The sequence below is a fragment of the Rhizobium leguminosarum bv. viciae genome (assembly GCF_012276115.1).
Classification (GTDB): Bacteria; Pseudomonadota; Alphaproteobacteria; order Rhizobiales; family Rhizobiaceae; genus Rhizobium; species Rhizobium leguminosarum_T.
In genome coordinates this window covers 233,504-259,080 of record NZ_WIEU01000005.1, presented here as the reverse complement: position 1 = coordinate 259,080, position 25,577 = coordinate 233,504, and the positions used below count along the sequence as shown (strand labels likewise).

Here is a 25,577-nt window from a genome sequence, read left to right as displayed (position 1 = left end):
GATCCTTCCTCGCTGCCCATCCCGAATCACGGAGCCGATGTCATGACGCTGGATGCGATTATCGCTGGCGTCGGCGCATGGTTTGCCGCCGCCTTGCCCGATCATGGCATCTATGCACTGATGGCATTTGCCTTCATCGCCGGGCTTGCCCGCGGCTTTTCGGGTTTCGGCGCCGCATTGATCTTCATTCCACTCGGCGGCGCGATCGTCGGGCCGAAGCTGATCTCGCCGATCCTGCTCGTCATTGACGGCATTGCCACACTCGGGATGATCCCGCCGGCCTGGCGCGGCGCCAACCGACCCGAGGTTTTCGTCATGGCTGCGGGTGCCGCGCTCGGCGTCCCGGCCGGCACGGCGATGCTGGCTCTGCTCGACCCGATGCTTTTGCGCTGGAGCATCACGATCATCGCCATCTGCCTGCTTGCGCTGCTGGTATCGGGATGGCGATATCATGGGGAGGTGTCCGCACCGCTCACCAGCGGAGTCGGGCTGATCGCCGGGCTTTTCAGCGGCGCCGCACAGCTGGGAGGGCCGCCAGTCGTCGCCTACTGGCTCGGTGGCAAGAGCGACTTCACCCGCGTCAGGGCGAATGTCGTGCTCTACTTCTCGATCTCGTCCGTCTTCAGCGCCATCAGTTACTATATCGGCGGACTGTTCGTGCCCGCCGTCTTTGCGCTCACCGTCGTCATCTTGCCGAGTTATGTGGTCGGGCTCTACGGCGGCTCGAAACTGTTCGGCCTTGCTAAGGAACGGACCTTCCGCATCGCCTGCTATGTCCTGATCGCCGCCGCCGCAATCATCGGCATGCCGCTGCTCGACGGCGTGCTGCGGTAGCCCCCGAGCTAAGGCCACTTATTTCAGTCGCGTTCGGCGATCATCGTCCCGTGCGGATATTCGCCGTAAAAGCCGCGCCAGTTGGCGACGGCGAAGCCGAAAACCACAAGCGCGCCGGCCTGATGCAGCAGGCCCCAGTGAAGCGGCACCTGCATCAGCAGCGTCGCGATGCCGATCGCTGCCTGCAGCGTCACAAGCACGAAAAGCAGGATGGCGCGGCGTGCATGGGTGGTCCAAGGTGCTGCGCGAAGGGCGATCACCATGTTGATTAGCGTCAATGCGAAGAGCGTATAGGCGCCGATCCGGTGAATGAACTGCACCGTCTTCGGGTTCTCGAAGGCATTGATCCAGAAGGGCTGCTGGATCAGCAGATCGGAAGGGATGATGGCGCCATCCATCAGCGGCCAGGTATTGTAGGAAAAACCAGCGTCGAGCCCCGCCACCAGCGCGCCGAGATAGATCTGGAACAGTGAGAAAATGGCGATCGCGGCGGCAAAACCGCGCGAGCTTCTTGTCGGCGCCGGATCGTCGGAATGCCTGGAGAGACCGCGCATGATCCACATGCAGCCGGCAAAGATCAGGCAGGCCAGGACGAGATGCGTCGCCAGCCTGTATTGGCTAACGTCGGTGCGGACGGAAAGGCCCGAGGACACCATCCACCAACCGATAAAACCCTGCAGGCCGCCGAGCGCCAGGATGCCGACGAGCGGCCAACGCAGACGCTTCTCGATCCGCCCCGTCAGCCAGAAATAGATGAGCGGCAGCGCGAAGATCACGCCGATGGCACGAGCGATCAGCCGGTGCGCCCATTCCCACCAGAAGATGCCCTTGAACTCATCGACGGTCATGGAACTGTTCAGCTGCTGAAATTCGGGAATGCGCTGGTAGAGGCGGAATTCCTCTTCCCATTCGGCGGTCGACAGCGGCGGGATGACGCCGTGGATCGGCTTCCACTCGGTGATCGACAGGCCGGAATTGGTCAGCCGCGTGGCGCCGCCGACGAGCACGAGACTGAAGAGCGTCAAAAGCACGAAACCAAGCCAGAAGCGCAAGGCGCGGCGGTCGCGATTCTGCTTGCGCATTTCGCTCAGGATCGCCTGTTCCGTGGTCGGGTTTGCAACGGCCATGATGTCTCCTTCTATCCGGCAGTTGATTTGCCCCACCGGCTCATGCAAAACAAGCCCCGAACCTTTGCGGCATGCCGTCGCGCCAGGTTCAACCCGTCCATGCCGAGAGATAACCGATGCCCGTCCGCCTTCGCAAATTCATCGGCACTATCCTCATCATCGTGCTCGTAGTCGTCTATGCGCTGGTGGCGAACACGATCGCGGTGGCAACGCTCGGCAACGCACCCTGGTGGGGACACCTGCTCTATTTCCTGCTCACCGGCTTGCTCTGGGTATTGCCGGCGATGGTGATCATCAAATGGATGGCCGGACCGCCGCAGCGCTAAAGCGCGTCGCGATCTTTCAGATTCGCTTGTCGCGCTTTAGGTCTTTGTTTTTACGCATGTCGTTGTCGCAAAACCGCAGCACACTTTTGCGCGACATGCTTTAGCCATTAACGGCCGAATAACCGTGATCTGCGGAAAACCTCACCCATCGCTTGCCGTTAAACCAATATACGTCTGGCATATCTACCTTCCCGTTCAGCATTCTTGACCGGAGAAAACCGTGCAGACGCAACAGCTCGATGTCCATGAACAGCCGTCCGACGACGTGGCGCTGGCCGATACGGCCATTTCGCGCCTGCGCCAGCTGAGCATGAAACTCGCCATGGCCCAACTCGACATCGAAGTCTTCGACGCGATGCAGCCGCTGGAGGATGACTGGCGGGCGCTGGAGCGCGACAACCTCCAGTCCCTGCATCAGAGCTACGACTGGTGCGCCGCCTGGGTGAGCGCCTTCCAGCGGCCGCTTGCGATCCTCAAAGCCACTCATGCGGGTCAGACCGCCTTCATTCTGCCGGTCGAGATCGTCAAGTCCCGCGGGCTCAGGACGGCGAAATTCATTGCCGCAGATCACAGCAATATCAATACCGGCCTGTTCGCAGAGAGCTTTGCCGAAGCCGGCAGGACCATCGCCCCCCATGAGTTCGCCGGCCAGCTCCGGCATGCGCTGAAGGGCCGCGCCGATCTGCTGCTGCTGCAGAACATTCCGCTGGAATGGCGCGGTCGAGAAAGCCCGCTCGCCGGGCTGCCGATGGTGCAGAACCAGAATCACGCCTATCAGCTGCCGTTCCTTCCCGCTTTCGAGGACACGCTGAAGCAGCTTAACGCCAAGAACCGGCGCAAGAAATTCCGTGTTCAGTCGAAGCGCTTCGAGGCGGCCGGCGGCTTCGAATACGTCATTCCCGAGACATCGGCAGAACAACACGGCCTGCTCGATATCTTCTTCCGCCTGAAAAGCGCCCGCTTCGCCAGCCTCGGCCTGCCCGACGTCTTTGCCGACAGGGAAACGCAGACCTTCCTGCACGGCCTCATCGACAAGCAGGACGACACCAGGCAGTACTTCGGGCTGCAGATGCATATGCTCCGGCTCAAGGGCGAGCACGAGGGTAAAATCGCCGCGATTTCAGGGATTTCGCGCAAGGGCGACCATATCATCTGCCAGTTCGGCGCGATCGATGAAGAGCTCGTGCCGGATACGAGCCCCGGCGAATTTCTCTATTGGCAGACCATCTCGGGATTGCATGGCAAGGATGTCGCGCTGTTTGATTTCGGCCTCGGCGACCAGACCTACAAGCGTTCCTGGGCGCCGGTCGAGACCGCGCATTACGACGTGGTGCTGCCGGTATCGCCGTTCGGCGTCGTCGCCGGCGCCGCCCACCGGATCGTCACCCACGGCAAGGCGCACATCAAGGCGCGCCCGAAGCTCTATAAATTCGCCCAGGGCATCCGCGCACGAATCGGCTAACCGTTCAAGCGGCCCGGCCGAGTGTCTGTTCGGCCCCTTCGCCGCCCGACATCAACACGACGCGCTCGTAGCCTGCAGCCTGGAATTCCGTCATCAGTGCAACGAAAATGGTCTCCTCGACCTCAGGCAGCGAGAGGATGATCTCGACGTCCCGGCTGCGCGTCAGCCGCGATACGCCGGCGACATCGGCCGAACCGCATTCGACCACCACGAGATCGTAGGCGGCGGCGAGCGCATCAAGCAGCAACGACAGCCGGTCGACACCGCGCATGGCGCGTCGCACGTCGCTCTGGCCCTGGGGAATGAGATGCGCATCGGAGAGGCGGTCGCCATGGATCGTATCGCCGAAGGCGGCCTCGCCGCAAAGCAGATCGGTGACGCCAAGGGCGGCCGGGTCCTCGGCCATCAGTTCCGTGGGGTAGCCGGAGCCGGTCATATCGATCAGGATGACGCGGTGGCCGGCATCGGCAAGCATGCGGGTCAGCGAAACCGTCGCCGCCGAGCCATTATCACCAGTCGGCGATATGGCGATTGCCAGCGGCGCGCGGCTGCCGGTGAGATAGTCAGCAACTGAAGCGACGGAGAATTCATTCTCATCCTCCGGCTCGTCCTCTGGCACATCCTCGGCAGCCTTCACGTCCTCGATCGTATCCTCTTCGTCCGCGACGACGGCGAGCATGCTCGGCTGAACGGATTTTCCGGCGATAGCGGCGACCGGAGCGGCCTGCGGCGCATGTTTCTCCTCGACGACTGCTTCTGCCTCGATTGTCTCTGAAGCCGCATCCGTCGGGCGGAGTGCCCGGCCACTGAAGAGTTCGGCCAGCATGATGACGATGGCGCTCATGATCAGCGTCGCGACGGCAGCGACGACGACGATCGGCACCACCTTCGGGAAATAGGGATCGACCGGCTCGACGGCCTTGGAAACGATCCGGGCATCGGCCGGGCTCGAATTGCTGTCGGCGCGGGAGGCGGCCTCGCGGTAGCGCACCAGATAGGTTTCGAGCAGTTGGCGCTGGGCGTTCGCCTCGCGCTCCAGCGCATTGAGACCGACCTCGTCCTCACCGGCACGGGCGCTGTTGGCCTGCACCGTCTCCGACTGGCGCTCGAGCTCGCTCGCGCGGAGATCCGCGACCTTGGACTCGTTCTCGATGCTCGCCAGGATTTTCTGCGTCTCCTGGCGGATCTGGGTGCGGATATCGGAGAGCTGGGCACGCAGGCTTTTCAGCCGCGGATGGTTGTTGAGAAGGCTGGTCTGCAGATCGGAGATCTGCGACTGCAGGCCGGATTCCGTCGCCTTCAGCCGCTGGATCGCCTGGGAGGACATGATGTCAGGCAGCGTATCGGAGGCTTCACCCGACGACAGTGCATTGCGCACCGCCTGCGCCCTCGCCTCGGCATTGCCCTTATCGCCCCGCACGCGGGTCAGCTCAGCGGAAATATCGTTCAGTTGCTGGGCCGGAAAAGTGGTCGTGCCGTTCGTCTGCAGCAGCCCGTGCGAGGTGCGGTATTCGGCAACCTTCTTCTCGGCTTCGCTGACCTTCTGGCGCAGGCCTTCGATCTCCGGCTCCAGCCAGCGGGTCGCCTCGGAATTGGAATCGAGCTTGGCGCCGCTCTGGGTCGAAAGATAGACATTCGCCATGGCATTCGGGATGGCAGCGGCGAGCTTCGGATCCTTGGAGGTGAAAGTGATGCCGATGACGCGTGAACCCGGCACCTGATAGACCTGCAGGCGTTCGACGAAGGCGTCGATGACGCGCTCTTCCGGTGGATTTTCCAGCGGATTCTTCTTCAGGTGCAGCTTCACCAGGATACTGCTCATGGCCGAGCCGCTGGCGGCATCGTCGAACTCCGGCAGGTTATAAAGCTTCAGATCGTTGATGACCTTCTTGAGGAGATCGGCCGATTGCAGCAGCTGCACCTGACTGGCGATGTTCAGTTCGTCCATCAGCGGACCGGCGCTGGCGTCATTGGCCTGCTGCGTGCTGGCAAAGGCCGGCGCACGGGGTTCGATGAGGATGCGCGTTTCGCTGCGATATTGCGGCGACATGATTTTGGCGCCGGCAAAGGCGACGCCAGCCCCCACAAGGGTGATTGTCAAAATCCGCAGACGGCGCGCCCAGACCGCACGGACCAACTGGCCGAGGTCGATGTCCACATCCTGATCACGAGCTACGCCGGACATGCTCTTACTCCACAACAAAGGTGCCGTAAGCGTAAACGACCATGGTAACTCAACGGTTAATGGCGATCTCGCCGAGAAATGAGCGATGATCGATGATCGATGAAGGATACCGGGAAATTGCAAGCGCCCTTTACCGGGCATTAACCCTAACGGATCGATAACGGCTGCACCGAGTTCATTTTTGTGAGCATAAGCGGATGTCTGTCGTCCAGCCCAAGATCCTTTTGGCCCTGAGCCTTGCAGCCATGACGGCAGCACTGAGCGGCTGCACGACGTATAAGCCCGCGCCGAAGGCCTTCAACGAGGCCACCATCCAGCCCTATACGCTGGACAGCGGCGATCGGCTGCGCATTACCGTCTTCGACCAGCAGAGCCTGACCAATACCTATACAGTGGATCAAGCCGGCTATGTCGCCTTCCCGCTCATCGGCCAGGTCCCTGCCCGCGGCCGAACCCTGCAGCAACTCTCGGGGCAGATCGCCCAGAAACTGCAGCAGGGCTATCTTCGCGATCCCGACGTCACCATCGATGTCGATCGCTACCGTTCAGTCTTCATCATGGGTGAAGTCGGCCAGCCCGGCCAGTATGCCTATGTTCCCGGCATGACAGTGCAGAATGCCATCGCAGTTGCCGGCGGCTTCACCAGCCGCGCCAACCAGCGCATGGTCGATGTCACCCGCAAGATCAATGGACAGGTGCTGACCGGCCGCATCAATATATCGGGGCCGATTATCGCGGGTGACACGATCTACGTTCGCGAACGGCTTTTCTGAACGATGGCAAAACAGCAGCCGCTCCGCATCCTCCATTGCTTCAGGTCGCCGATCGGCGGAATTTTCCGCCATGTCCGCGATCTCGTCGAAGAGCACAGCAAGGCCGGCCATGAAATCGGCATCCTCTGCGACAGCTCGACCGGCGGCGAGTACGAGGACAGCCTGTTCGACGATATCCGTCCCTATCTCTCGCTCGGCCTGACGCGCGTGCCGATCCGGCGCTCGATCAGCCCGTCCGATATTGCGACGATGTGGGATACATACAAGAAAATCAAAAGTTTGCGGCCGGATGTGCTGCACGGACACGGCGCCAAAGGCGGCGTGCTCGCGCGACTTGCCGGCTCAGCGTTGCGGGTGAACAGGTATCGCGTAGCCCGCCTCTATACCGCGCATGGCGGAAGCCTGCATTATTCGCGCTCTTCGCTCAGCGGACAGTTCGTCCTCCGGATGGAGCGCCTGCAGGAATATTTCACCGATGCGCTGGTCTTCATCTGCGAATATGAGCGCGACACCTATGCGCGCAAGGTCGGCCGCCCCAGGACGAAGACGAGATTGATCTACAACGGCATCGGCGAGCGCGATTTCGAGCCGATCCCGACTCGCTCGGATGCCGTGCATTTCATCTATGTCGGAATGCTCCGGGACCTCAAGGGTCCCGATCTGTTTGTCGATGCCTTCGCCAAGACCGAACGGCTGCTCGGCAGGCCGCTGTCGGCGCTGATGATTGGCGACGGGCCGGATCGCGACCGCTACCGTGAGATGATGGTCGAACGCGGCCTTGGCAAACGCATCGGCATGCTGCCGGCCATGCGGGTCCACGAAGCCTTCTCCATGGCGCAGAACCTCGTCGTTCCCTCGCGCGCCGAAGCCATGCCCTATATCGTGCTCGAGGGGCTCGGCGCCGGCAAGACGATCATCGCAAGCCGTGTCGGCGGCATTCCCGAGGTGCTCGGCGCCGACAGCGCAGCACTGGTGGAGCCCGGCAATTCCGACGATCTCGCCCGCGTCATGGCGGAAACGCTGAGCACGCCCGACTGGCACGCCAGGACGATGCCGAAGCCCGAGGCGGTGAAGGCGGTGTTTTCTTCGGCCGTCATGGCACGCGATGTCCTGAAATTGTACCATGAGCTCGTCAATCCCGCTGCTGGCCCCACTGCCGGCCAAGCAATGCCCGTCGCCTCGTAAATATTTCTTAGGGGCTTTCTGGTATTTCGCTTGGTGACAACGAGCGAAAAGCCCCATGAACAAGCTGGAAAAAGGCGATCAATTCGACGTGGAAACACTGCGCAAGCAGGTCTCCGACATCGAGGCGCGCGGCGATGCGGGTCAGGAAAAGCCTTCCGACCCGACCGAAATCAATCCCTATGCCCGGCAGATCGCCGAACAGTTCCGCGATGGAACCAATTCGCCTGTGATCATCATCGGCCAATTGCGGCTGCTGGAATTCCTGGCGCTCTTCGCGATCGCCCTGATCGTCCACTATTTCTGGCCGGGTGACGGCAGCGATTCCACCTCGATGCGGGCGGGCATGGCGGCGATCGCTTCGGCCCTGACCGTTATCGGCCTGCAGCTTGCCGACACCTACACCATTCCCGCCCTCCGGGCGAAGCTGCGGCTGATGCCACGCATCCTCGCCTCCTGGACGATCGCGCTTCTCCTGAGCGTCGGCCTGTTCGCGCTCATTCGCGGCACCACATGGGCGATGGTCGATGCCTATATCCCGTGGTTCGCCGCAGGCGGGCTCTTCCTTGCGGCCGAGCGTTTCCTGGTTGCCTACGGCATCCGCAACTGGGCGCGCAACGGCATCATGGAACGCCGCGCCGTCATCGTCGGCGGCGGCGAGCCGGCCAAGGACCTGATCCGCATCCTCGAACAGCAAGCCGACAACGACATCCGCATCTGCGGCATCTTCGACGACCGCGGCGAGAAACGCTCGCCGATCATGGTCGCCGGTTATCCGAAGCTCGGCACCGTCGCCGAGCTCGTCGAATTCGTGCGGCTGACGCGCATCGACATGCTGATCATCGCCCTGCCGCTGTCGGCCGAGGCCCGCATCTACGACCTTTTGAAGAAACTCTGGGTTCTGCCGGTCGATATCCGCCTTGCCGCGCATGCCAACCGGCTGCGCTTCCGGCCGCGCGCCTATTCGCATGTCGGCTCGGTGCCGATGCTCGATATTTTCAAAAAGCCGATCCGCGACTGGGATTCCGTCGCCAAACGCGGCTTCGACATCTTCTTCACTTTGGTCGCGCTGGCACTGCTCTGGCCGCTGATGATCGCGACCGCGATCGCCATCAAGGCGACCTCCGAAGGCCCGGTCTTCTTCATGCAGAAGCGCCATGGTTTCAACAACGAAATCATCAACGTCTTCAAGTTCCGTTCGATGTACACCAACATGGCCGACCCCACCGGCAAGGCCGCGGTGACCAAGGGCGATCCGCGCGTCACCCGCGTCGGCCGCTTCATCCGCAAGACCTCGATCGACGAATTGCCGCAGCTTTTCAACGTTCTGAGGGGCGATCTCTCGCTGGTCGGCCCGCGTCCGCACGCCGTTCTTGCCCAGGCGCGCGACCGCGCCTTCGGCGATGTCGTCGAGGGCTATTTCGCCCGCCACCGCGTCAAGCCCGGTGTCACCGGCTGGGCGCAGATCAACGGCTGGCGCGGCGAAGTGGACAATGACGAGAAGATCAAGTTCCGCACGGCCTACGACCTCTACTACATCGAGAATTGGTCGCTCTGGTTCGATCTCAAGATCCTGTTCCTGACGCCGATCCGACTGCTCAACACGGAAAACGCCTATTGACCGCGATCGAGGCGACATATCCCCGTGTCGCCCAACCGCAGCGGATGACGCTGCGCCTGATCGGCTCGGCCTTCGTCGCCTTCGGCGTCTTCCTTTCCGGTTTCGTGATCGACGAGCCGGCACCCTATGAACTCTGGGTGGCGGGGCTGAGCGGCCTCTGGTTCATCCTGGGCCTCAGGATTTCGCGCAGCGTGGCGCCGCTGCTCGCCCTGCTGCTGACCTTCAATATCGGCGGCATGCTGTCGCTGACGCAGATGAAGGACCTGGCAACGGCTCCGATGTATATCGCGGTGTCGACCTTCCTGGCGCTGACGGCGGTCTTCTACGCGGCAATCATCGAGGAAAGCCACAAGCGGCTGCCGCTGATCTTCAATGCCTGGACCTTTGCCGCCGTCGCCACCTCCGCGCTCGGCATACTCGGCTATTTCCACGCCTTCCCGGGCGCGGAAATCTTCACGCTCTACGACCGCGCCAAAGGCGCCTTCCAGGATCCGAATGTTTTCGGCCCCTTCCTGGTGCCGCCATCGCTCTATCTCGTCCACGGTATCCTGGCCGGCGACCTGAAGAAATCGCCGCTGAAGGCCGCCGCCCTGCTCGTGCTTGCGCTCGGCATTTTCCTCTCCTTTTCCCGCGCCGCCTGGGGGCTCTTTGCGCTCGGCGTGGTGCTGTTGATCTTCATCATGCTGCTGAAGGAGCGCAGCGGCGCCTTTCGCTTGCGCGTCCTGCTCCTGTCGCTGGCGGCGATCATCATGCTGATCGCATCGCTGCTGGTGGCGCTGCAGATCCCGAAGGTCGCCGAACTGTTTTCGGCGCGCGCCCAGCTGGTACAGCAATATGACGGCGAACATCTCGGCCGCTTCGAGCGCCACCGGATCGGCTTCACCATGATGATGGAGCGCCCGCTCGGCATCGGCCCGCTGGTGTTCGGTACGATGTTTCCCGAGGACGAGCACAATATCTGGCTGAAATCGCTCACCTCCTATGGCTGGCTCGGCTTCGTCAGCTATGTCGGCATGCTTGTCTGGACGCTGGCTCTCGGTTTCCGAAACCTGCTGCTCGACCGGCCGTGGCAGCCCTTCCTGATGATCGCCTGGATCTCGGTTCTCGGCCATGCGACAATCGGCAACGTCATCGATATCGACCACTGGCGCCATGTCTATCTGCTGCTTGGCACGGTCTGGGGCTGCGCGGCGCTGGAAGTGCGCCACAAGCGTGAGCGAAGACGCCGCGAGGCGGCGTGAGGTCTTGCCGTCAATGGGCGGCTGTCTATTTGGTCGCTCCTGCCGTCAAGCCGGCAATGAACCGCCGCTGGAAAACGAGATAAGTCAGGATGAGCGGGAAAATAACAATCACCGCGCCGGCGGTCAGAACCGGCGTGTTGACGGTATAACGCCCTTGGAAAAACAGCATGCCGAGGGGCAGCGTCCGATAGTCGTCGTCGTTGACCAGGATGAACGGAATCAGAAACTCGTTCCAGGTCCATATGAACAGGAACAGCGCCAGTGTCGACATTGCCGGCACCATGAGTGGGACGACGATCTTGCGCAGGATATAGAAGCGTCCGGCGCCGTCGAGAACCGCCGCTTCGAGAACTTCTTCCGGCAGTTGCTGCATCGCGCTGGCGAGGAAGATCGTCGAGAACGGTATCGACATCGCGATCTGCGGCAAAATCAGAGCCGCATAGGTATTGATCAATCCCAGATACCGCATTTCATAATAAAGCGGGATGATGAAGGCTTCCGCCGGCACCATCATGCCGAGGGTCAGGATAGCGAACAGCGTGCGCCGGAACGGAAACGACAGGTAGGCGAAGGCAAAACCAGTCAGCAGGCCTAAAAAGACGCTTGCAGCAACGACGGGTATGACAACGATGATCGAATTCCAGAAATAAATGTTGAAATGTCCGGCATTCCAAGCAGCGAGGTAATTTTCGAAATGCGGATATGCCGGCAGCGCGAATGCACCCTGCAGAACGTCGGCCTTGCTCTTTATCGAGGTCAGAAGCAGAAGCAGGAACGGCGTGATCGTTACGAAAGCAAGAAGCCACAGGACAATGCGAAGGAATAGCGTACCGGCGGAGATGTTAGACCAACGGCTCATCAAGCCCGTCCTTTGTTCTGCGATCCCACAAATCGGTGAATTGCATAGTTGATGACGAATGTGAGTACCGCGCCGACAATGGCGATGGCCGCCGCAGCGCCGAACCGATTAAGCTCGAAGCCGAGCTGGTACATGTAGATGTTCGGCACGAGCGTCGCGTTGGCGGGTCCGCCCCTGGTCATTGTAAAAATCAGGTCGAAGCTTTTGATTGACGCTATGACCGTCAGCAGCAAAACCACCCTTATTTCAGGTAAGAGAAGCGGCAGCGTTATCCAGAAAAAGGTTTTTCGCGTCGAAGCGCCATCGACCTTGGCAGCGTCGAAAAGAGACGGGTCGATGCGCTGAATTCCGGTCAGGAAGATAACCATGCAAAAACCGAAGAAATACCAGGTAGCAACGATCCCGACAGCAGGAAGCACAAAACTGAAATCTCCGAGCCACGGGAGTGCGAAGGCGCCTAAGCCCACGGCTCTCAGAAACTGATTGAAAGGGCCAAATGCAGGATTGTAGAGCCATGCCCAGATGATGCCCAACACGGCGGTCGGCATGATATAAGGCAGGAACAGGAAGGTCCGGAGCGCAAGTTGTTCGCGCTGCTTCAGATTCCAGACGCAAGCGGCAAGAGTTATACCGAGCACGAGCGGCAGGACACAGTAGAAGATCATAAGCTCGGCATTGTTACGCAAAGCAATATAAAAACGACTGTCAGAAAAGAGAGCGACGTAATTGCCGAGACCAACCCACTTGGGCATGCTCAGGCCGTCCCAGCTGGTCAGACTCAAACCCAAAGCCGCGATGATCGGTCCAAAGACAAAAGCCGCGTAGAACAGCAATCCAGGCAATAAATAGATAAAATTGGTCTGTTGCGAACCATCAAGTGCGGAGCGTTTCATCCATTACTCCATAAGGCCGAAGCTGTGGTCATCGCGCAGCGAGCCGATCGCAGTGCTCATTTATTTGGATCGACGAGACTGAGGTCACGACCGCGGCGGGCGGCCGTGACCAGCGCTCGCGCTTTTTATTTCTTATCCTTCAGGTACGCCTGATAATCCTTGTCCATAGCATCGACAAAGGCTTCGGGCGTGATATTGCCGGACAGAAGAAGCGGCGTGTTGTCGTCTATTGTCTTCAGCATCGTCGGGCTCGACCAGTCGGGGTAATGGCCGAGAGCATCGTTTGCGTTGAGCGTCTTCCACATTTCGATGCCGGAGCTGAGGAGTGGCGTGAGCTTTGGCTTTGCGTCAGCCGCGAGCGACGTTGCCGGAAGATAGCCAGCATTGGCCCAGGTTTCAGCAGCCTTTTCCGAGACCATATAATCGATATATGCGCCGGCTACGTCCTGTGTCGGCTTCGTTTTGGCAAGGCTCGTTATCGCCCAGGCAAGATCCACGCCCCCGACACTCATGGGCTTGGAAATACCTTTCGGGGCGGGAATCGCCATGAAGCCGATATCCGGATTGTGTTGCATGTCACCGAAATACCAAGTCCCGGAGATAAGGAACGCGCCCTGCCCGGAAATGAAAAGCTGTACGGCGTCGTCACCCGAGATGCCTTCGAAACCGGGGAAAAAATAACCGCCCTGTGCCCACTGCTGCACGAGTTTGGCGGATTCGATGTTCCCCTTGGTGTTCCAGGAGCCGCCCCGGCCGTAAATCAGATCGTCAAGCTCGGCACGATTGCTTGCGTCGATATGCGCCTGCTCGATGGCGCCGATCATGTGCAGGGCCAGATGCTGCTTTGCCGAGCCCATCATGAAGGGTGGAACGCCCTTTTCCTTCAGCTTATCAAGACCGGCCAGCAGCTCCTCGAAGGTTTGCGGCAGCGCTACTCCCGCATCGCCGAGGATCTTTTTATTGTAGTAGAGGCCAACGATCTCGCCGAGGCCTGATATGCCGTAGGTCTTACCGACCCCAAATTTTCCATCTTCCCAGCGGTCTCGAGCAAGCACGGAATCCGACTGGCGCTTATCCCAACCATAGTTTTTGATGTAGTCGTCGACCGGCAGGAGCAATCCTTCCTTGACCATCGCCCCCATGTCACCCGCACCCTGATTGACTTTCGTGATGACAGGGCCATCACCTGCCGAAACAGCAAGCTTCAGCGTCAACTTCATGTCATCAAAGGTGCGGGCGGTGCGCTTGATCGTGACGCCGGGATGGGCAGCTTCGAACTCCTTGTTGAGCTGCTCGATGACCGCACTCTGGCCTTCATAGGTTTGGTCGTCCCACACTGCCAGGTCGTCAGCGCGCGCGGCTGTTGAAAAAAGGCCAAAACTCAAAAGCGCCGCGCCAGCAAGCGCGACAGCTGCTTTCAATCGGTATGCCGGCAGTATGCTGATCGATTTCACGGTTCTTTTCATCTGCTCCACCTCATCTGGTTTATTCTCCACTCCCGTTCAGGCCTTGCGCCAAGCAGCGGCCGAACGTTTTCTTCCCCCAGAGCTTTACCTGGCTGGCGAATCTGAGGTAATCGTCGATGCATCGGCTCCTCTCGCGACCTAAAATGACAAAGCGCCACGCAGGAGGTGGCAAAGTGATGGACACCAGCTGCTTCATCCGCCCCGCGATTGAAGCGGATATCGACGCCCTTTTCGACATCTGCCTGAAAACCGCGAATGGCGGTGAGGATGCCAGCACGCTTTATAGCGACCCGCATCTGCCCGGCTACATCTGGTCGGTACCCTACCTCAAATTCGCCAAGGACTTTGCCTTTGTTCTCGTTCACGACGGCCGGCCGGCCGGCTATGTCGTAGGGGTGCCGGACACCAGCAGGTTCGACAGAGACTTGCAGACAAACTGGTGGCCGTTCGTCCGCCAGCAGATTGCGGGACTGGCACCCACCCGTCCGCGCGACGCCGACGTGATGGAACGAATTCAAAATCCGCGCAGCGGAACGGCGTGGCTTCAAGACCAGTACCCCGCGCATCTCCACATCAACATCCTTCCCGGACTTCAGGCAAGCGGTTGGGGGCGAAGGATGATCGCCACGGAGCTTCAAGCGCTTCGAAACCACGGGGTCGGAGCCGTGCATCTCGGGGTCGACCCAAACAACGAACGCGCCAGGGGTTTCTACCGTCGCCTCGGCTTTTCCGAATTCGAGCAGGATGGCTCCGTCGCCTTCGCAATGCGGATCGACGAGGGATCGGGTTGAAGCATTTCCTGGTTTCTCCGAGCCACGGAAAGGCCCTGTCTCCCGGGTATAAGCACCCTTGATTGGAGAAAATCTCACACGCCCGAAACTGCCTGCTCCCCACAAGGCGAGATCAGCGTGCCCATCCGGATGAACGTCCGCATGAAGGCGTGATACTATTGGCAGTAAAACAGGCTGCTCGGCGAAAAGCTGTCCATCAGTCGAGGGCTTCATCATGAGCAAATCCTCGGCAGCTAGGTTCAAGGCGTCCGCGGGACGCGAAAAAGGAAATAGCCGGTCAAGACCATGCCAGTTCCTCTTTGGGCGATCTTGGCAGGCGCACGGCTAACCGGACGATAGGTATGGCACATACTTCTCATCGACCCTCTTTATTTCATCGCGCATTTTCATCGCACGTTAATTCAAGCCTACAGCTGGCCTCCCATTTGTCAAGGACATAGACAAATTACCTGCTTCGATGTATTGAATTCCGGTTAGTCGCGATAGTTGTGACTTAATATCGCGCCCATTAAGTATGTGCTCCGAACTAATTGGACTGATCTAGCCGGATGGCAATGAACTCTTCTGTCGCACAGACTCCGATCGCACGAAAAATTTCAACCAATGCCGTCATCCGAACCGTGTTCGCGAACGGGTCGATCTCTCGCGCCGATATTGCCAAGCTAACCGGCTTATCAAAACAGACGATTTCCGATGTCGTGCGCGACCTTGAGGATGACGGATGGCTGAAACCAGTCGGGCAGACTGATGGTCGCCCGGGCCGGAATGCGATCACCTATGAAATCAATGCCAGGGCGGGACTGGCCGTCTCTATCGACCTCGGGAGCACCAAGATTGCCGCGGCTATTTGCGATCTGTTGGGGAACGTGGTTGCTGAAACCAAAGTATCCACCGACCCGCGCGGCGGAATGCATCTCGTCAATCAGTTCAGCGATCTTATCGTGGAACTCGCGTTGACGGCCGGGACCACTGCCGACAAACTTCGTCTCGTCGTTCTCGGCAGTCCCGGCGTGCTCGATCCGGCCACCGGGCATATCAACGTGGCGCCAAGCATCCCCGGCATCGACGCAATCAATCTGCGGCAAGTCTTCAGCGACAGAATGGCTATACCGGTGATCGTTGAAAATGACGTCAACCTTGCCGCGCAAGGGGAGAGATGGCGGGGACACGGCATCGAAACCAGCAATTTTGCTTTCGTTGCTCTTGGAACGGGCGTCGGCATGGGCATCATCGCCAACGGAACTCTGTTGCGTGGCGCGCGTGGGGCGGCCGGCGAAATCGCCTATCTTCCGATCGGCGGAGATGCTTTTGATCCTGGCGGATTTACGCTTGGAACCTTTGAGAGTGCGGTCGGCAGCGTCGCGATGTTGCGCCGCTACGTCGGTTTCGGCGGGCGTAACGCATCCACCGTGGCCGATCTCTTCGCCGCGTTTAATGCAGGAGAAACAAGCGCTGCGGCTGCCATCGAAGAGACGGCAAGGCTGGTCGCGGTCGCTATTGCTGCAATCGGAGCGGCTCTCGATCCTGAACTGGTGATCACCGGCGGCAGCATCGGCTCAAGACCGGAACTCGTAAACGCCATCCGCGGTTTCCTGCCGCGTTGTACGCCTTATCCGCCGCGCATCGAGATCAGCCGCTTTGGGAACCGCGCCGCCCTGATGGGAGGAATGGGGATCGCGGTCGAGCGCATGCATGACGATCTATTTGGTGTCAAATTGAGGGAAGTTTGAAGAGCGCATGCCTTAGGTAGCGAAACCGGCCAACGTGCAGCGCCGCCACTTGAGAAGCGCTGGAAATGCGCTAGATTTTCCGCCATGATAACAGCAACACAGATACGCGGCGCGCGCGCCATGATTGGAATGAGCATCGAAGAGCTCGCCGCCGCCAGCGGCCTGCCGGTCGAGACTGTGATGGCGCTGGAAAACGGTGAATTCGCGGGCGAGCCGCACGCGCTGTTCGATGTGCGTAGCACGCTCGAGGCGAACGGCATCATCTTCCTTTCCAGCGGCAATCAGGATGAAGGCGGCCCCGGCATCCGGTTACGCGCACGCACCTCCAGCGATGACGGCATCCGGCCGGAAAACCTCAACGCCGCCAACGACGACTGACGGAACCAATCGCTCGCCCGGGCGTTTCGCTGTCCCATAACATATCGGGGCCTATTACATATCGGGGCAATCTCTTGAACCGCAGCAATGGTCTCTACGTCATCATCGGCGTTCTTGTCGTCGCCGTCATCGGCCTTGGCGCCTATATATTCCATGAGGAAAGCAGCCGCAGGGGATCGAGATGACCATCGGCAAGAACGGTGTCTCGATCGAGCAGAACTGATCTTTATAGATAGGTTTTTGCAAGGTCGGCGAGTTTGCCGCCATCCTTCACGCCTTGCCTGTAGAGCTGAATGATGACCGCACCGATCCGCTCGGCCTCCGGCGTCGTCCTGGCGAGGCCGCGTTCGTCGCAGACCTTGTCGAGCACTTGCGAAAGCAGATCGAGATCTTCCGAAAATAGCGGTAAATCATGCGGATGAATTGATGATCGTAACATCACGCCGCATCTCCTCCGAGGGCAAACGCATCCACGCTTGCATCGCCGGCCGCCCTCCGCAACCGACCATAAAATCATTATGCGCGAGGGTCTGAAGTTTAGCAACTGCGCAAATTTCTGTGGAACAAAATTATGGAACAAAATTTTATCACGCGCGTTCTGGCCGCGTTTGGTAGCAGGATTCAGTGAGTGCAGACGTGAGTGAAAAACGCTTTCCCTCCCCCGTCCGGGTCGTTTCTCCAAATAGCAGCCTGATCGTTTCCACCGTCTGGGAGGCCGTCGAATATCTGAAGCGGTGGCCGAGCAAGCGTGGGCGCGATTATCGCGTTGCGCGCCAGCACTGCCTGGATGCGCTCGACGGACTGCGCAGCCCGCGTGCCGCACAGGCTTCCTTCATCACGGCAGTGAAAACGGCGGGATTGCTGGTGTAAGATCGTCAGCTGTCGCGTCCACCGCCGGCAGCGATGAACTGAGGATGGACGGAGCCTTCCATGATCACCTTGGCGGTAACCTCAATCACCCGCTCCTCGGCGAGTTCGGCAAGCGCGAGGGCAACATCGCCTTCCGACCAGCCGGCTTTGACGGCCTCGTCCGACAGAGCCTGGAACGCGCTGGCGAGGCTCTGCCTGCAAGTTAGATTGTGCTTCATATCCGCCATGCTCGACTAGGCTATCCGTGACAGGGACAATGTTAATCTACACATATTCACGAGAATGCGAAGAGGCTTCAGGTTTTTTTCAATCCAAAATTTGGTTGTTAACTTCCAAACTGGGTATAACCTTAACAAAATGCAACAAATACCACCTCTCCCAACTGAGGCAGTACCAAAAAGAACTAAAGGATTTATTTGCTATGCACCTTCAAATGGTATTTCATCGCGTTATTTAGTTTAAATGGTCGAAACGGGCGGAGCCGGATACAGCGGCCTTTTGAACCACGAGAATGCGGCAAACCTGAAAGCGGCCCGTTTTCAGCATCTTCAGGGCACCCTGCCAATCAGCTTCGGGATCCGGCATGGCGAGCGTGGGCCGTTGCTGGAGGATGTCTCGCGCAGTCTGTACAGCCAATCGGCGGGCGACGCTTCGCCGCCGGGGACGCCTTCGGCGTTAATCACCTTAATACCACAACGACACCACACTCCCGTCAAAGTCCGCCGTACCATTGGCCGCTCACTTTATCCAGACTTTCAGGAGGTAAAATGTCTATCGAACTGGACGCTACTACCTATGTACACGCCAAGCCGGCGACCGCCCATTCCTATATTCTGCCGGCCGTTGTCGATGTTCTCGATAACAGTTTTCAGGAGGCAAAAGAAACGGCGGTCTTCGACCTCGGTTGCGGCACCGGCGGTGCTGCAGCCGTGCTCGCGGAAAAAGGCTATGACGTCGTCGGCGTCGATCCCTCGAAGGACGGCATCGCGAAAGCGAGAACGGCTCACCCTGATCTTTCGCTGGAAATTGGTTCCGGCTACGAAGATCTTTCCAGCCGGTATGGGACCTTCGATGCGGTCATCAGCCTCGAGGTGGTGGAGCATGTCTATGATCCCAAGGCCTTCTCGACGACCATTTACGATCTTGTGAAGCCCGGCGGCATCGCGGTCGTATCGACGCCTTTCCACGGCTACTGGAAAAATCTGGCTCTGGCCGTGAGCGGAAAGATGGACGATCATTTTATGCCCCTGAAGGATCATGGCCATATCAAATTCTGGTCTCCCGAAACGCTCAGCACACTGCTCGTCGAAACAGGCTTCGAAGGCGTCGACTTCGAATATGTCGGGAGGATTCCACTGCTGGCGAAATCGATGATCGCGATCGCTCAAAAACCGCACTGAAGGCTGCTGAAAAACTCTCTGGCTTTTGAGTTGAAGCCATGATTCCCGCGGGTTGCAACAGCGGGGATTGATTTGCATGCGTGGCGGGGATAAGCGGACGGGATCGCTGTTTTCGTATGTCGACCTTGAGGCACGGGTTCCGGCGGGTCACCCGCTTCGTGCGATGCTCCGGTTGGTGAACGCATCGCTTGCGGCGCTGGATGGGTCGTTCGATGGGCTCTATGCCAAGACGGTCGGCCGTCGATCGCGCTGGAACCGCTGTTGCGGGCGGTGCTGCTGCAGATGCTGTATTCGATCCGCTCCGAGCGGCAATTGATGGAACGGCTTGAGTTCGACCTGTTGTTCCGCTGGTTCGTGGGTCTTGGGATAGATGATGCGGTGTGGCATCCGACGGTGTTCACGCATAATCGCGACCGGGTTCTGACGACGGAGGTGGCTCAAGGCTTCCTGTCGGCGCTGCTTGCACAGCCGGCGGTGAAGAAGCTTTTGAGCGTAGAGCACTTCTCGGTCGACGGGACGATGCTGAAGGCGTTTGCCTCGATGAAGAGCTTTCGCGCCAAGGATGGCGCAGGTGGCGACGATGGCGAGCCACCGGACGGCGGGCGCAATGGCGAGCGTGACTTCCGCAAGGAGAAGCGCTCGAACGAGACGCACGCCTCCACCACCGACCCGGATGCCCGGCTCTACCGCAAGAGCAAGGGCCAGGAGAGCCGGCTGGCCTATCTGGGGCATGCGCTGATGGAGAACCGCAATGGACTTGTGGTCGACGGCGCGGTGACGCATGCGACCGGCACGGGCGAGCGGGAGGCAGCCAGCGAACTGAGCGAGGTGTTCGGGGTCGAGAACCGAACTAGCGGCGGCAGCGTGTTTCTGACGGTGAATATTCCATTCTCGGCCCCGACGCGCGACTGATCAGAGACAAGACCTAGCGTGTTGACGAAGTCCCACACTGCGATCAGCAGGATGCGGATGTCTCAGTCAACTGCACTCAGTTTCAACGAAGCGACACCAATCGCAACGTTGACGCCTTCTTCGCCTTCCAGCGACAACGGTTGAAGGGAAACGCTATCGCGGCTTCCGCCAACCAGAACCTTGGCGCCGCCGCCGAGGCCAAGGCTGGCATCCGCCTCGACACCTCGATAGGTCCCCTGCAAGCCCAAAGCCGGCTCGCCACTAACGCTCGAAACCAGCCAGACCATCCTCCCGGCCTTGACGTCGCCGACGGCGAGGCCGAACTCGTCGATCGAACCCTTGTAAATCTGCGTCGGGCCCGAGGGCGATGGCGTGAATGTGCACGAGACGGTCTGCTTGGTTTCGATGATCATCCCGACGCCTTCGGAAATATCGCACTCCAGTTTTCCGACCTCGAGCTTTGCAGCGCCTGCTGCGACTGGAATGAGAAATACCGAGCATGCGGCAATCAAGTGTCTGAACATTGTCGTACCTTTCCGTTGGGTTAGCGCCACCCCTCAGCTCAACGGCCAAAAGATTGCGGTGCTTGAATTCAAAAATTGGTCATGTTGGCCGCAGGTGGATTGGGTGATCGGACAAGGGTCTTCTTGTATTCCTCGACCGTCTTCAGTATCGGCCCAAGGACCCAGTTGTACATCTCGCCGATATTGTGATCCTCCTGCGGATCGGGACTCGATATTGAAGACCTTTGGATAGCCATTCATAATGTGCCGCGCTCGCTCGAGCGCCTTTTTGATCGCCGCGATGAGCACGGATCCCGCGAAGGGCTTTCGCAGATACGCGACACACCCCTCCCGCTCTGCTTCGGTTCTCAGCCGCTCATCTTCGAGCGCCGTGATGAAGATCACCGGCAAGTTCACTCCAGCCTTTTTCAGCCTGCGCTGCAATTCGATGCCTGCGATGTCGCCGAGATCGATGTCCAGAACGAGACAGTCGATCGCCACCGCTGGATCGCGAACGAGAAAGGCTTCTGCGGATGCATACTCTACGTTCGCGAACCCGTAAGCGTTGACCAACCGCCCGACGCTTCGACGTATGCTTGCGTCATCATCAACGACAGCGATCGTGCGGCGCAGGTCGCCCACCTCAAGCCTCCCTCGTGATTACGGGCTCCTCGGCACAGTAGGCCTGCTAGATCTCGATTCATATTGTCCTAAGGGGAAGGTCGCCCAATCAAATCCCAGGCCACGATGCGCCCCGACCGGTGAGATCGATACTCGCGATCCTACTCCGAGCTTCTCCATAACCTGATGGCGGTGCACCTTCACCCTCCGCTCCGATATGCCAAGGGTATAGGCGATCTGCTTGTTGAGCTTGCCACGGATGATCAGCCCGAAGACTTCCGCTTCGCGCGCGTATCGGGAGCGATCGCGCTGCGATTCGTCAATATGAAGCTGGCGGACTCCTTGCCGAGTGCGACGATCACATCCGGGCGACGAGGGGCGTACTTCTGCGCCAGGTATCGTCCCATGCGTGCGACATGATCGGCTTCCGGAAACCTCGACAGATCCAGTAACTCTGAGAATAGATCGATCTTGCCATCTGTCGCTTCCAGCAGGCGGCTGCGCAACGCTTCTCCGGCAGTGGTTGTTGCCGCGATCCGCTCATCATAGCGATAAAGTATTAGAACCCGCGGCGGCCGATCGAGGAGTGTGGGCGACGTATCGGCAGTGACACCGTAGGAATTCGAAGCAATCAGCAGGAGCGACGCCAGCAAGGGACCAGCCCATCGCATTCGACCTTCCCCCTTGCCCCTTGCCCAAGGCCATTGGTCCACCTCAAAGCTTTGCGACGATAACATCTTCTTGGTGTGGTGTCATCCATTGCAAACACCACTATTGATTGCCTTAGGATCCCGACGATTCCCCAAAGTGCAATATCGGAGGGCGATCACATTCGCTAGAGTTGGGCGGCGCCGGGTCGGAGTGCAATTCGCTGGGCGCTCTCTCACTTGAGGGTACACCCAATGCTCACTATCCGCCACCTCATCAAATCGGCACGCGATGTGATTCCGGTTGTCGTCGCAGCACTTTTCCTCACGGCGTCCGCGTATGCACAAAGCGATCCTCTGCCCTCCTGGAACGACACCGGTCCGAAACAGGCGATAGTCTCCTTCGTCGAGAGAGTGTCCAAACAGGGCTCGACCGATTTCGTCCCGGAGCCCGAACGGATTGCAGTATTCGACAATGATGGGACCCTTTGGGTCGAGCATCCCATGTACACCCAACTTGCCTTCGCCTTGGACCGCGTGAAGACGCTCGCGCCGCAGCATCCTGAATGGAAAAACGTCCAGCCGTTCAAGGCGGTGCTCGACGGCGACATGAAAACCCTTGCCGCAACTGGCGAAAAAGGCCTTCTGGAACTCATCATGGTCACCCATGCGGGAATGACGACTGAGGATTTCCAGAAGGTCGTGACCGACTGGCTTTCCACGGCACGCGACCCTCGATTCAAGCGATCCTACACCGAGCTCGTCTACCAGCCGATGGTCGAACTGCTGTCCTACCTGCGCGCCAACGGCTTCAAGACCTACATCGTGTCGGGTGGCGGCGTAGAGTTCATGCGGCCATGGACGGAGAAGGTCTACGGCGTCCCGCCAGAGCAGGTTGTCGGCTCCTCAATCAAGACCGAGTTCAAGATGCAGGACGACACGCCGACCCTGTTCCGTCTGCCGGAAGTCAACTTCATCGACGACAAGGCAGGCAAGCCTGTCGGGATCAACCAGGAGATCGGCCGCCGCCCCATCGCAGCGTTCGGCAATTCCGACGGCGATCTCGAAATGCTCTAATGGACGACGATGGCGGGTGCGCCGGCGCGCCTCGGGATGCTTGTTCATCACACTGATGCGGAGCGCGAATACGCCTATGACCGTAAGACCGATTTCGGACGCCTCGACAAGGCGCTGGACGCGGCCGCGATCACCGGCTGGACCGTCGTCGACATGAAGAACGACTGGAAGCAGATCTTCAAGAACTAGGACTGTGTGCGCCTCGGCTGGGCGGCGTGCCTAACGCTTGTGACATCAGACTTCAACAACGTGCATTAAGTGACGGGCTTCCTGCCCGTTCCAACTGGGAGGATATTCGCCATGAAAGTCGACCGTCTCACCACGCTCATCTTCGCCGGAAGTTTCGCGCTGGCCTCCGCTGGCTTTGCGCAGGACGCCCCGAAGAAGCCGCACGTACCGCTCGAAAAGGCAATTGGCCAAGTCACGCCAACAGGTCCGGTGCCGTCATTGGCAGTGATCAATTCGGCTGGCGCCAAAATCGAAAACGGAAAGCTCATTCTGACTGGCGTCTCGGCCAATTCGATCGTCTTCGCCGACCGGCCGGTGCGAGCTGCCGGGCATGTGACGACTGAACAGTTCATTATGCAATGGGACGACGGCAAGGACAATTTCGCCGTCGATCCTCCGAACGCAACAGTGTCGGTGCTGGGCGGTGAAGGATCGGATGTCAGTGACGCCGTCGTCACGCTGAAGACTCCGAAACTCGACGGCACGACACTGACATTCGATATCGCCATTCTGGAGGGAAGCCTAAGCGGTGCGACCGGACCCGCGGCCCTCTTCATCGATCACTTCGGTGGAAGTTTCGGCGGAGGGGGGGGCTTCCATGGCGGCGGCTTTGGCGGCGGCAGCTTCGGCGGCGGCGGCTTCCGCGGCGGAGACTTCGCGGGAGGTGATTTCCGTGGAGACGACGTGCATATCGGCGACACGAACATCAACCGTGTCGGAGGTACCTACTGGCATGCGCCCGTCTACCACGGGGCCTGGTATCGCGGCGCTCCCGTCGCGGCGGGCGTGGTCGCCGGTGCTGCCATTGGAGCCGCTGCAGCCCGGCCCTACTACAATTCCTACTACAACGGTCCGCAGTGCGGCTACTATCCCTACCCGCCTTGTTATTGATCTCAGCAAGGGACAACGTCACCTTCGTGGCGTGTCCCTCCCAGCAGGAGGACAGGCAAGACTGAAGCCGACGAGCCACAGCTTCAGGCATTCTGCCGCGCCCTGCCGGCCTATTGACCCGACCTCAACCCATCGAGATGGCATTCTCCAAGCTCAAGACCTTACTGCGAAAACGTGCCGCACGAAGCTTCGATACAATAACAAAGCCCTGGATGAGATTGTCGGCATCTTCTCCGTCGAGGAATGCCTGAATTTCTTCACAGCAGGTTATGAGGCGGAATAAGTGAGACACGCTTTAGATTAGTGAAGGCGAGAGGGCCTTGAGCAATTCGGCGATCAGCGCAACTGACGGTCGTCGTGCTCACCTTGCGACAGCCGGATGTCCTGCAGGAATCGGACGAGCGACCCCGCCAGGAAGCAGAGTGCCGCAACAAATAGTACGGCGGCGCCTGGTTCGTGACGATATCCCAAAAAGGCTACGACGAAGCCGAATAGGAGTAGGAGCGTCACGCCTATCCCTGACAGGACAGCCAAGTGCAATGCACTGTTCAATAGGCGCTCACGCCGCCTCAGCTCCCCGATTCCCCTCTTCAGCGGGGCTCGGGCGACGTCACTCTCGTGGATCTCACGCAGGTTTCTGATCCGCTCGGTGACGCCGGAAATCCGATTGACCAAAACCGCCACCATCGCCGCGACGCCATTGAGCATGAACGCCGGCGCGACCGCGTGATTGATCATTGTTGAAAGCTGATCGGCTTCCACTGACATACGGGCACCTTCGATCCTTTCGGCACGAATGGACGACCGCGGCGCCGGCGAGGCGCTACGGAATGACATTGACTGCACGCGCGGCCACGAGCACGAGCGTCAGCAATGAAATGGCACTTTCGAGCATCATCAGCCCCTTCGCACGTCGGGTGAGTGGCAGCACGTCGGTGGGACTGAACGCGGTCGCCGTATTGAATGCGAGGGAAAGATAATCGATGTAGAGCGGCCGCCAGTCTGGCGACGCTAGTTCGGGAGCCGACGCCTGGGGAAACAGCCAGTCGGGTTTTCCCGCCATGCCACGCGCAATGCGCGAGGGGCCGCCCGCGTCGATCTGCCAATAGAGCAGCGAAAAGGTGAGAACGTTGGTGATCCAGATGGTAAATGACGACGCCAACAGCGACACTGATCGCGTCTCGGGCGGATGCACGGTGATGATCCCGACCATATCTCCGAGTTCCGCCGCCGTATTGCCTGCGTAGACACTGGCAAGCAGCATGATGGCGACATGCTCGATGCGCAGCCACATGGCCTTGTCAGTCGACACCGTCACCATGATCATTGGAACGATAGCTGCTACTAGGACCGCGTATGACACCCATCGCGGCATGGCATAGACGTGGTGCGGCAGCACCTCCAAAAGGGCGAACACCGCCAGGATCGCCATCACCGGAGGCCAGCGTGCTTCGTCACGACCTGCTTGGATGACATCGCTCATCGTTCGGCCCTCTGCAGCCCTTTGGACATACTGACGTAGCGGACGCCGTTGTGGCGTCCGCTACAAATGCGTTATTC

23 protein-coding genes and 5 pseudogenes are annotated in these 25,577 nt (G+C 59.5%); 15 read left to right on the top strand and 13 right to left on the bottom strand.

Annotation, left to right across the window (positions count from 1 at the left end):
* Positions 1 to 42 precede the first annotated feature (42 nt).
* The gene (locus GFM02_RS12285; RefSeq protein ID WP_168321797.1) at positions 43 to 834 is read left to right on the top strand and encodes a sulfite exporter TauE/SafE family protein; all 792 of its coding nucleotides are present in this window, start codon (positions 43 to 45) and stop codon (positions 832 to 834) included.
* Between the two features lie 23 nt (positions 835 to 857).
* On the opposite strand, the gene GFM02_RS12280 is transcribed toward GFM02_RS12285, so the two are convergent.
* Positions 858 to 1,961 carry a COX15/CtaA family protein gene (locus GFM02_RS12280; protein ID WP_168321796.1) on the bottom strand — a complete coding sequence of 368 codons (1,104 nt, stop codon included), beginning with the start codon at positions 1,959 to 1,961 and terminating at the stop codon, positions 858 to 860.
* Between the two features lie 116 nt (positions 1,962 to 2,077).
* Between GFM02_RS12280 and GFM02_RS12275 the strand changes: the two genes are divergently transcribed.
* Positions 2,078 to 2,287 carry a DUF2842 domain-containing protein gene (locus GFM02_RS12275; RefSeq protein WP_003547289.1) on the top strand — a complete coding sequence of 70 codons (210 nt, stop codon included), beginning with the start codon at positions 2,078 to 2,080 and terminating at the stop codon, positions 2,285 to 2,287.
* Between the two features lie 220 nt (positions 2,288 to 2,507).
* Positions 2,508 to 3,749 carry a GNAT family N-acetyltransferase gene (locus GFM02_RS12270; RefSeq protein ID WP_168321795.1) on the top strand — a complete coding sequence of 414 codons (1,242 nt, stop codon included), beginning with the start codon at positions 2,508 to 2,510 and terminating at the stop codon, positions 3,747 to 3,749.
* A 4-nt stretch (positions 3,750 to 3,753) separates the two neighbouring features.
* Here the strand turns inward: GFM02_RS12270 and GFM02_RS12265 are convergent, their stop codons facing one another.
* Positions 3,754 to 5,934, bottom strand: a complete 2,181-nt coding sequence (locus tag GFM02_RS12265; RefSeq protein WP_168321794.1) for a GumC family protein — start codon at positions 5,932 to 5,934, stop codon at positions 3,754 to 3,756.
* A 197-nt stretch (positions 5,935 to 6,131) separates the two neighbouring features.
* Here GFM02_RS12265 and GFM02_RS12260 point away from each other — a divergent pair, with 197 nt between their 5' ends.
* The 4 genes from GFM02_RS12260 to GFM02_RS12245 are packed head-to-tail and all read left to right on the top strand — an operon-like array spanning position 6,132 to position 10,751.
* Positions 6,132 to 6,707, top strand: coding sequence for a polysaccharide biosynthesis/export family protein (locus GFM02_RS12260; protein ID WP_020049461.1), 576 nt, complete (start codon positions 6,132 to 6,134; stop codon positions 6,705 to 6,707).
* A 3-nt stretch (positions 6,708 to 6,710) separates the two neighbouring features.
* Entirely contained in the window at positions 6,711 to 7,892 is a 1,182-nt protein-coding gene (locus GFM02_RS12255; protein WP_168270421.1) for a glycosyltransferase, read from the top strand.
* Positions 7,893 to 7,947: 55 nt separating this feature from the next.
* Positions 7,948 to 9,510, top strand: a complete 1,563-nt coding sequence (locus GFM02_RS12250; protein WP_168270419.1) for an undecaprenyl-phosphate glucose phosphotransferase — start codon at positions 7,948 to 7,950, stop codon at positions 9,508 to 9,510.
* Entirely contained in the window at positions 9,507 to 10,751 is a 1,245-nt protein-coding gene (locus tag GFM02_RS12245; protein WP_168270417.1) for an O-antigen ligase family protein, read from the top strand. Before GFM02_RS12250 ends, GFM02_RS12245 begins: the two co-directional genes overlap by 4 nt.
* Positions 10,752 to 10,776: 25 nt before the next feature.
* On the opposite strand, the gene GFM02_RS12240 is transcribed toward GFM02_RS12245, so the two are convergent.
* The 3 genes from GFM02_RS12240 to GFM02_RS12230 form a co-directional block, all read right to left on the bottom strand.
* Positions 10,777 to 11,610: a carbohydrate ABC transporter permease gene (locus GFM02_RS12240; protein ID WP_168270416.1), complete on the bottom strand. Its 834-nt coding sequence runs from the start codon at positions 11,608 to 11,610 to the stop codon at positions 10,777 to 10,779.
* Complete coding sequence (locus GFM02_RS12235; RefSeq protein ID WP_168270414.1) at positions 11,610 to 12,503, bottom strand: carbohydrate ABC transporter permease; 894 nt, start codon at positions 12,501 to 12,503, stop codon at positions 11,610 to 11,612. The genes GFM02_RS12240 and GFM02_RS12235 overlap by 1 nt, the downstream gene beginning before the upstream one ends.
* A 125-nt stretch (positions 12,504 to 12,628) precedes the next feature.
* Positions 12,629 to 13,969 (bottom strand): extracellular solute-binding protein, encoded by a 1,341-nt coding sequence (locus GFM02_RS12230; protein WP_168270412.1) that lies wholly within the window; start codon positions 13,967 to 13,969, stop codon positions 12,629 to 12,631.
* A 176-nt stretch (positions 13,970 to 14,145) separates the two neighbouring features.
* Between GFM02_RS12230 and GFM02_RS12225 the strand changes: the two genes are divergently transcribed.
* The 3 genes from GFM02_RS12225 (at position 14,146) to GFM02_RS12215 (ending at position 16,868) form a co-directional block, all read left to right on the top strand.
* Entirely contained in the window at positions 14,146 to 14,760 is a 615-nt protein-coding gene (locus GFM02_RS12225) for a GNAT family N-acetyltransferase (RefSeq protein WP_168321837.1), read from the top strand.
* A 548-nt stretch (positions 14,761 to 15,308) separates the two neighbouring features.
* Positions 15,309 to 16,490: an ROK family transcriptional regulator gene (locus GFM02_RS12220; protein WP_168321793.1), complete on the top strand. Its 1,182-nt coding sequence runs from the start codon at positions 15,309 to 15,311 to the stop codon at positions 16,488 to 16,490.
* Positions 16,491 to 16,574: 84 nt separating this feature from the next.
* Complete coding sequence (locus tag GFM02_RS12215; RefSeq protein ID WP_003547265.1) at positions 16,575 to 16,868, top strand: helix-turn-helix domain-containing protein; 294 nt, start codon at positions 16,575 to 16,577, stop codon at positions 16,866 to 16,868.
* Between the two features lie 226 nt (positions 16,869 to 17,094).
* On the opposite strand, the gene GFM02_RS12210 is transcribed toward GFM02_RS12215, so the two are convergent.
* Complete coding sequence (locus GFM02_RS12210; protein ID WP_029872887.1) at positions 17,095 to 17,307, bottom strand: hypothetical protein; 213 nt, start codon at positions 17,305 to 17,307, stop codon at positions 17,095 to 17,097.
* Between the two features lie 197 nt (positions 17,308 to 17,504).
* Between GFM02_RS12210 and GFM02_RS12205 the strand changes: the two genes are divergently transcribed.
* On the top strand, positions 17,505 to 17,738 hold the full coding sequence (locus tag GFM02_RS12205; protein ID WP_128460084.1) for a DUF982 domain-containing protein: 234 nt from the start codon (positions 17,505 to 17,507) through the stop codon (positions 17,736 to 17,738).
* A 5-nt stretch (positions 17,739 to 17,743) separates the two neighbouring features.
* Here GFM02_RS12205 and GFM02_RS12200 read toward each other — a convergent pair whose 3' ends face one another.
* Positions 17,744 to 17,965, bottom strand: coding sequence for a hypothetical protein (locus GFM02_RS12200; protein WP_168321792.1), 222 nt, complete (start codon positions 17,963 to 17,965; stop codon positions 17,744 to 17,746).
* Positions 17,966 to 18,505: 540 nt separating this feature from the next.
* On the opposite strand from GFM02_RS12200, the gene GFM02_RS12195 reads away from it, so the two are divergent.
* Positions 18,506 to 19,138, top strand: a complete 633-nt coding sequence (locus GFM02_RS12195; RefSeq protein WP_020049449.1) for a class I SAM-dependent methyltransferase — start codon at positions 18,506 to 18,508, stop codon at positions 19,136 to 19,138.
* A gap of 76 nt (positions 19,139 to 19,214) precedes the next feature.
* Positions 19,215 to 19,966, top strand: a pseudogene (locus GFM02_RS12190) (IS5 family transposase); the annotation flags it as partial.
* 146 nt (positions 19,967 to 20,112) lie between these two features.
* On the opposite strand, the gene GFM02_RS12185 reads toward GFM02_RS12190, so the two are convergent.
* The 4 genes and pseudogenes from GFM02_RS12185 to GFM02_RS12170 all read right to left on the bottom strand — a co-directional run.
* Positions 20,113 to 20,574: a DUF992 domain-containing protein gene (locus tag GFM02_RS12185; RefSeq protein ID WP_168270404.1), complete on the bottom strand. Its 462-nt coding sequence runs from the start codon at positions 20,572 to 20,574 to the stop codon at positions 20,113 to 20,115.
* Between the two features lie 258 nt (positions 20,575 to 20,832).
* Positions 20,833 to 21,195, bottom strand: a pseudogene (locus GFM02_RS12180) (response regulator transcription factor); the annotation flags it as partial.
* An 18-nt stretch (positions 21,196 to 21,213) separates the two neighbouring features.
* Positions 21,214 to 21,462 (bottom strand): annotated as a pseudogene (locus GFM02_RS35085) (LuxR C-terminal-related transcriptional regulator); the annotation flags it as partial.
* Positions 21,462 to 21,845: pseudogene (locus tag GFM02_RS12170) on the bottom strand (sensor histidine kinase); the annotation flags it as partial. The pseudogenes GFM02_RS12170 and GFM02_RS35085, both read right to left, overlap by 1 nt.
* A gap of 231 nt (positions 21,846 to 22,076) precedes the next feature.
* Between GFM02_RS12170 and GFM02_RS12165 the strand changes: the two are divergent.
* Together GFM02_RS12165 and GFM02_RS12160 are read left to right on the top strand one after the other, a co-directional pair.
* A pseudogene (locus tag GFM02_RS12165) lies at positions 22,077 to 23,087 on the top strand (HAD family hydrolase).
* Between the two features lie 111 nt (positions 23,088 to 23,198).
* On the top strand, positions 23,199 to 24,017 hold the full coding sequence (locus GFM02_RS12160; RefSeq protein WP_020049443.1) for a hypothetical protein: 819 nt from the start codon (positions 23,199 to 23,201) through the stop codon (positions 24,015 to 24,017).
* Positions 24,018 to 24,353: 336 nt separating this feature from the next.
* On the opposite strand, the gene GFM02_RS12155 is transcribed toward GFM02_RS12160, so the two are convergent.
* Complete coding sequence (locus GFM02_RS12155; protein ID WP_020049442.1) at positions 24,354 to 24,785, bottom strand: DUF2721 domain-containing protein; 432 nt, start codon at positions 24,783 to 24,785, stop codon at positions 24,354 to 24,356.
* 55 nt (positions 24,786 to 24,840) lie between these two features.
* Complete coding sequence (locus tag GFM02_RS12150) at positions 24,841 to 25,500, bottom strand: hypothetical protein (protein WP_020049441.1); 660 nt, start codon at positions 25,498 to 25,500, stop codon at positions 24,841 to 24,843.
* Between the last annotated feature and the right edge of the window lie 77 nt (positions 25,501 to 25,577).

Excerpts from the sequence above, each read along its gene's own strand:
- GFM02_RS12235 (WP_168270414.1), bottom strand. The coding sequence starts at position 12,503 with ATGAAACGCTCCGCACTTGATGGTTCGCAACAGACCAATTTTATCTAT.
- GFM02_RS12185 (WP_168270404.1), bottom strand. The coding sequence starts at position 20,574 with ATGTTCAGACACTTGATTGCCGCATGCTCGGTATTTCTCATTCCAGTC.
- GFM02_RS12150 (WP_020049441.1), bottom strand. The coding sequence starts at position 25,500 with ATGAGCGATGTCATCCAAGCAGGTCGTGACGAAGCACGCTGGCCTCCG.
- GFM02_RS12155 (WP_020049442.1), bottom strand. The coding sequence starts at position 24,785 with ATGTCAGTGGAAGCCGATCAGCTTTCAACAATGATCAATCACGCGGTC.
- GFM02_RS12200 (WP_168321792.1), bottom strand. The coding sequence starts at position 17,965 with ATGGCGGATATGAAGCACAATCTAACTTGCAGGCAGAGCCTCGCCAGC.
- GFM02_RS12285 (WP_168321797.1), top strand. The coding sequence starts at position 43 with ATGACGCTGGATGCGATTATCGCTGGCGTCGGCGCATGGTTTGCCGCC.
- GFM02_RS12160 (WP_020049443.1), top strand. The coding sequence starts at position 23,199 with ATGAAAGTCGACCGTCTCACCACGCTCATCTTCGCCGGAAGTTTCGCG.
- GFM02_RS12215 (WP_003547265.1), top strand. The coding sequence starts at position 16,575 with ATGATAACAGCAACACAGATACGCGGCGCGCGCGCCATGATTGGAATG.
- GFM02_RS12240 (WP_168270416.1), bottom strand. The coding sequence starts at position 11,610 with ATGAGCCGTTGGTCTAACATCTCCGCCGGTACGCTATTCCTTCGCATT.
- GFM02_RS12225 (WP_168321837.1), top strand. The coding sequence starts at position 14,146 with ATGGACACCAGCTGCTTCATCCGCCCCGCGATTGAAGCGGATATCGAC.
- GFM02_RS12280 (WP_168321796.1), bottom strand. The coding sequence starts at position 1,961 with ATGGCCGTTGCAAACCCGACCACGGAACAGGCGATCCTGAGCGAAATG.
- GFM02_RS12210 (WP_029872887.1), bottom strand. The coding sequence starts at position 17,307 with ATGTTACGATCATCAATTCATCCGCATGATTTACCGCTATTTTCGGAA.
- GFM02_RS12260 (WP_020049461.1), top strand. The coding sequence starts at position 6,132 with ATGTCTGTCGTCCAGCCCAAGATCCTTTTGGCCCTGAGCCTTGCAGCC.
- GFM02_RS12195 (WP_020049449.1), top strand. The coding sequence starts at position 18,506 with ATGTCTATCGAACTGGACGCTACTACCTATGTACACGCCAAGCCGGCG.
- GFM02_RS12265 (WP_168321794.1), bottom strand. The coding sequence starts at position 5,934 with ATGTCCGGCGTAGCTCGTGATCAGGATGTGGACATCGACCTCGGCCAG.
- GFM02_RS12275 (WP_003547289.1), top strand. The coding sequence starts at position 2,078 with ATGCCCGTCCGCCTTCGCAAATTCATCGGCACTATCCTCATCATCGTG.
- GFM02_RS12220 (WP_168321793.1), top strand. The coding sequence starts at position 15,309 with ATGGCAATGAACTCTTCTGTCGCACAGACTCCGATCGCACGAAAAATT.
- GFM02_RS12255 (WP_168270421.1), top strand. The coding sequence starts at position 6,711 with ATGGCAAAACAGCAGCCGCTCCGCATCCTCCATTGCTTCAGGTCGCCG.
- GFM02_RS12250 (WP_168270419.1), top strand. The coding sequence starts at position 7,948 with ATGAACAAGCTGGAAAAAGGCGATCAATTCGACGTGGAAACACTGCGC.
- GFM02_RS12230 (WP_168270412.1), bottom strand. The coding sequence starts at position 13,969 with ATGAAAAGAACCGTGAAATCGATCAGCATACTGCCGGCATACCGATTG.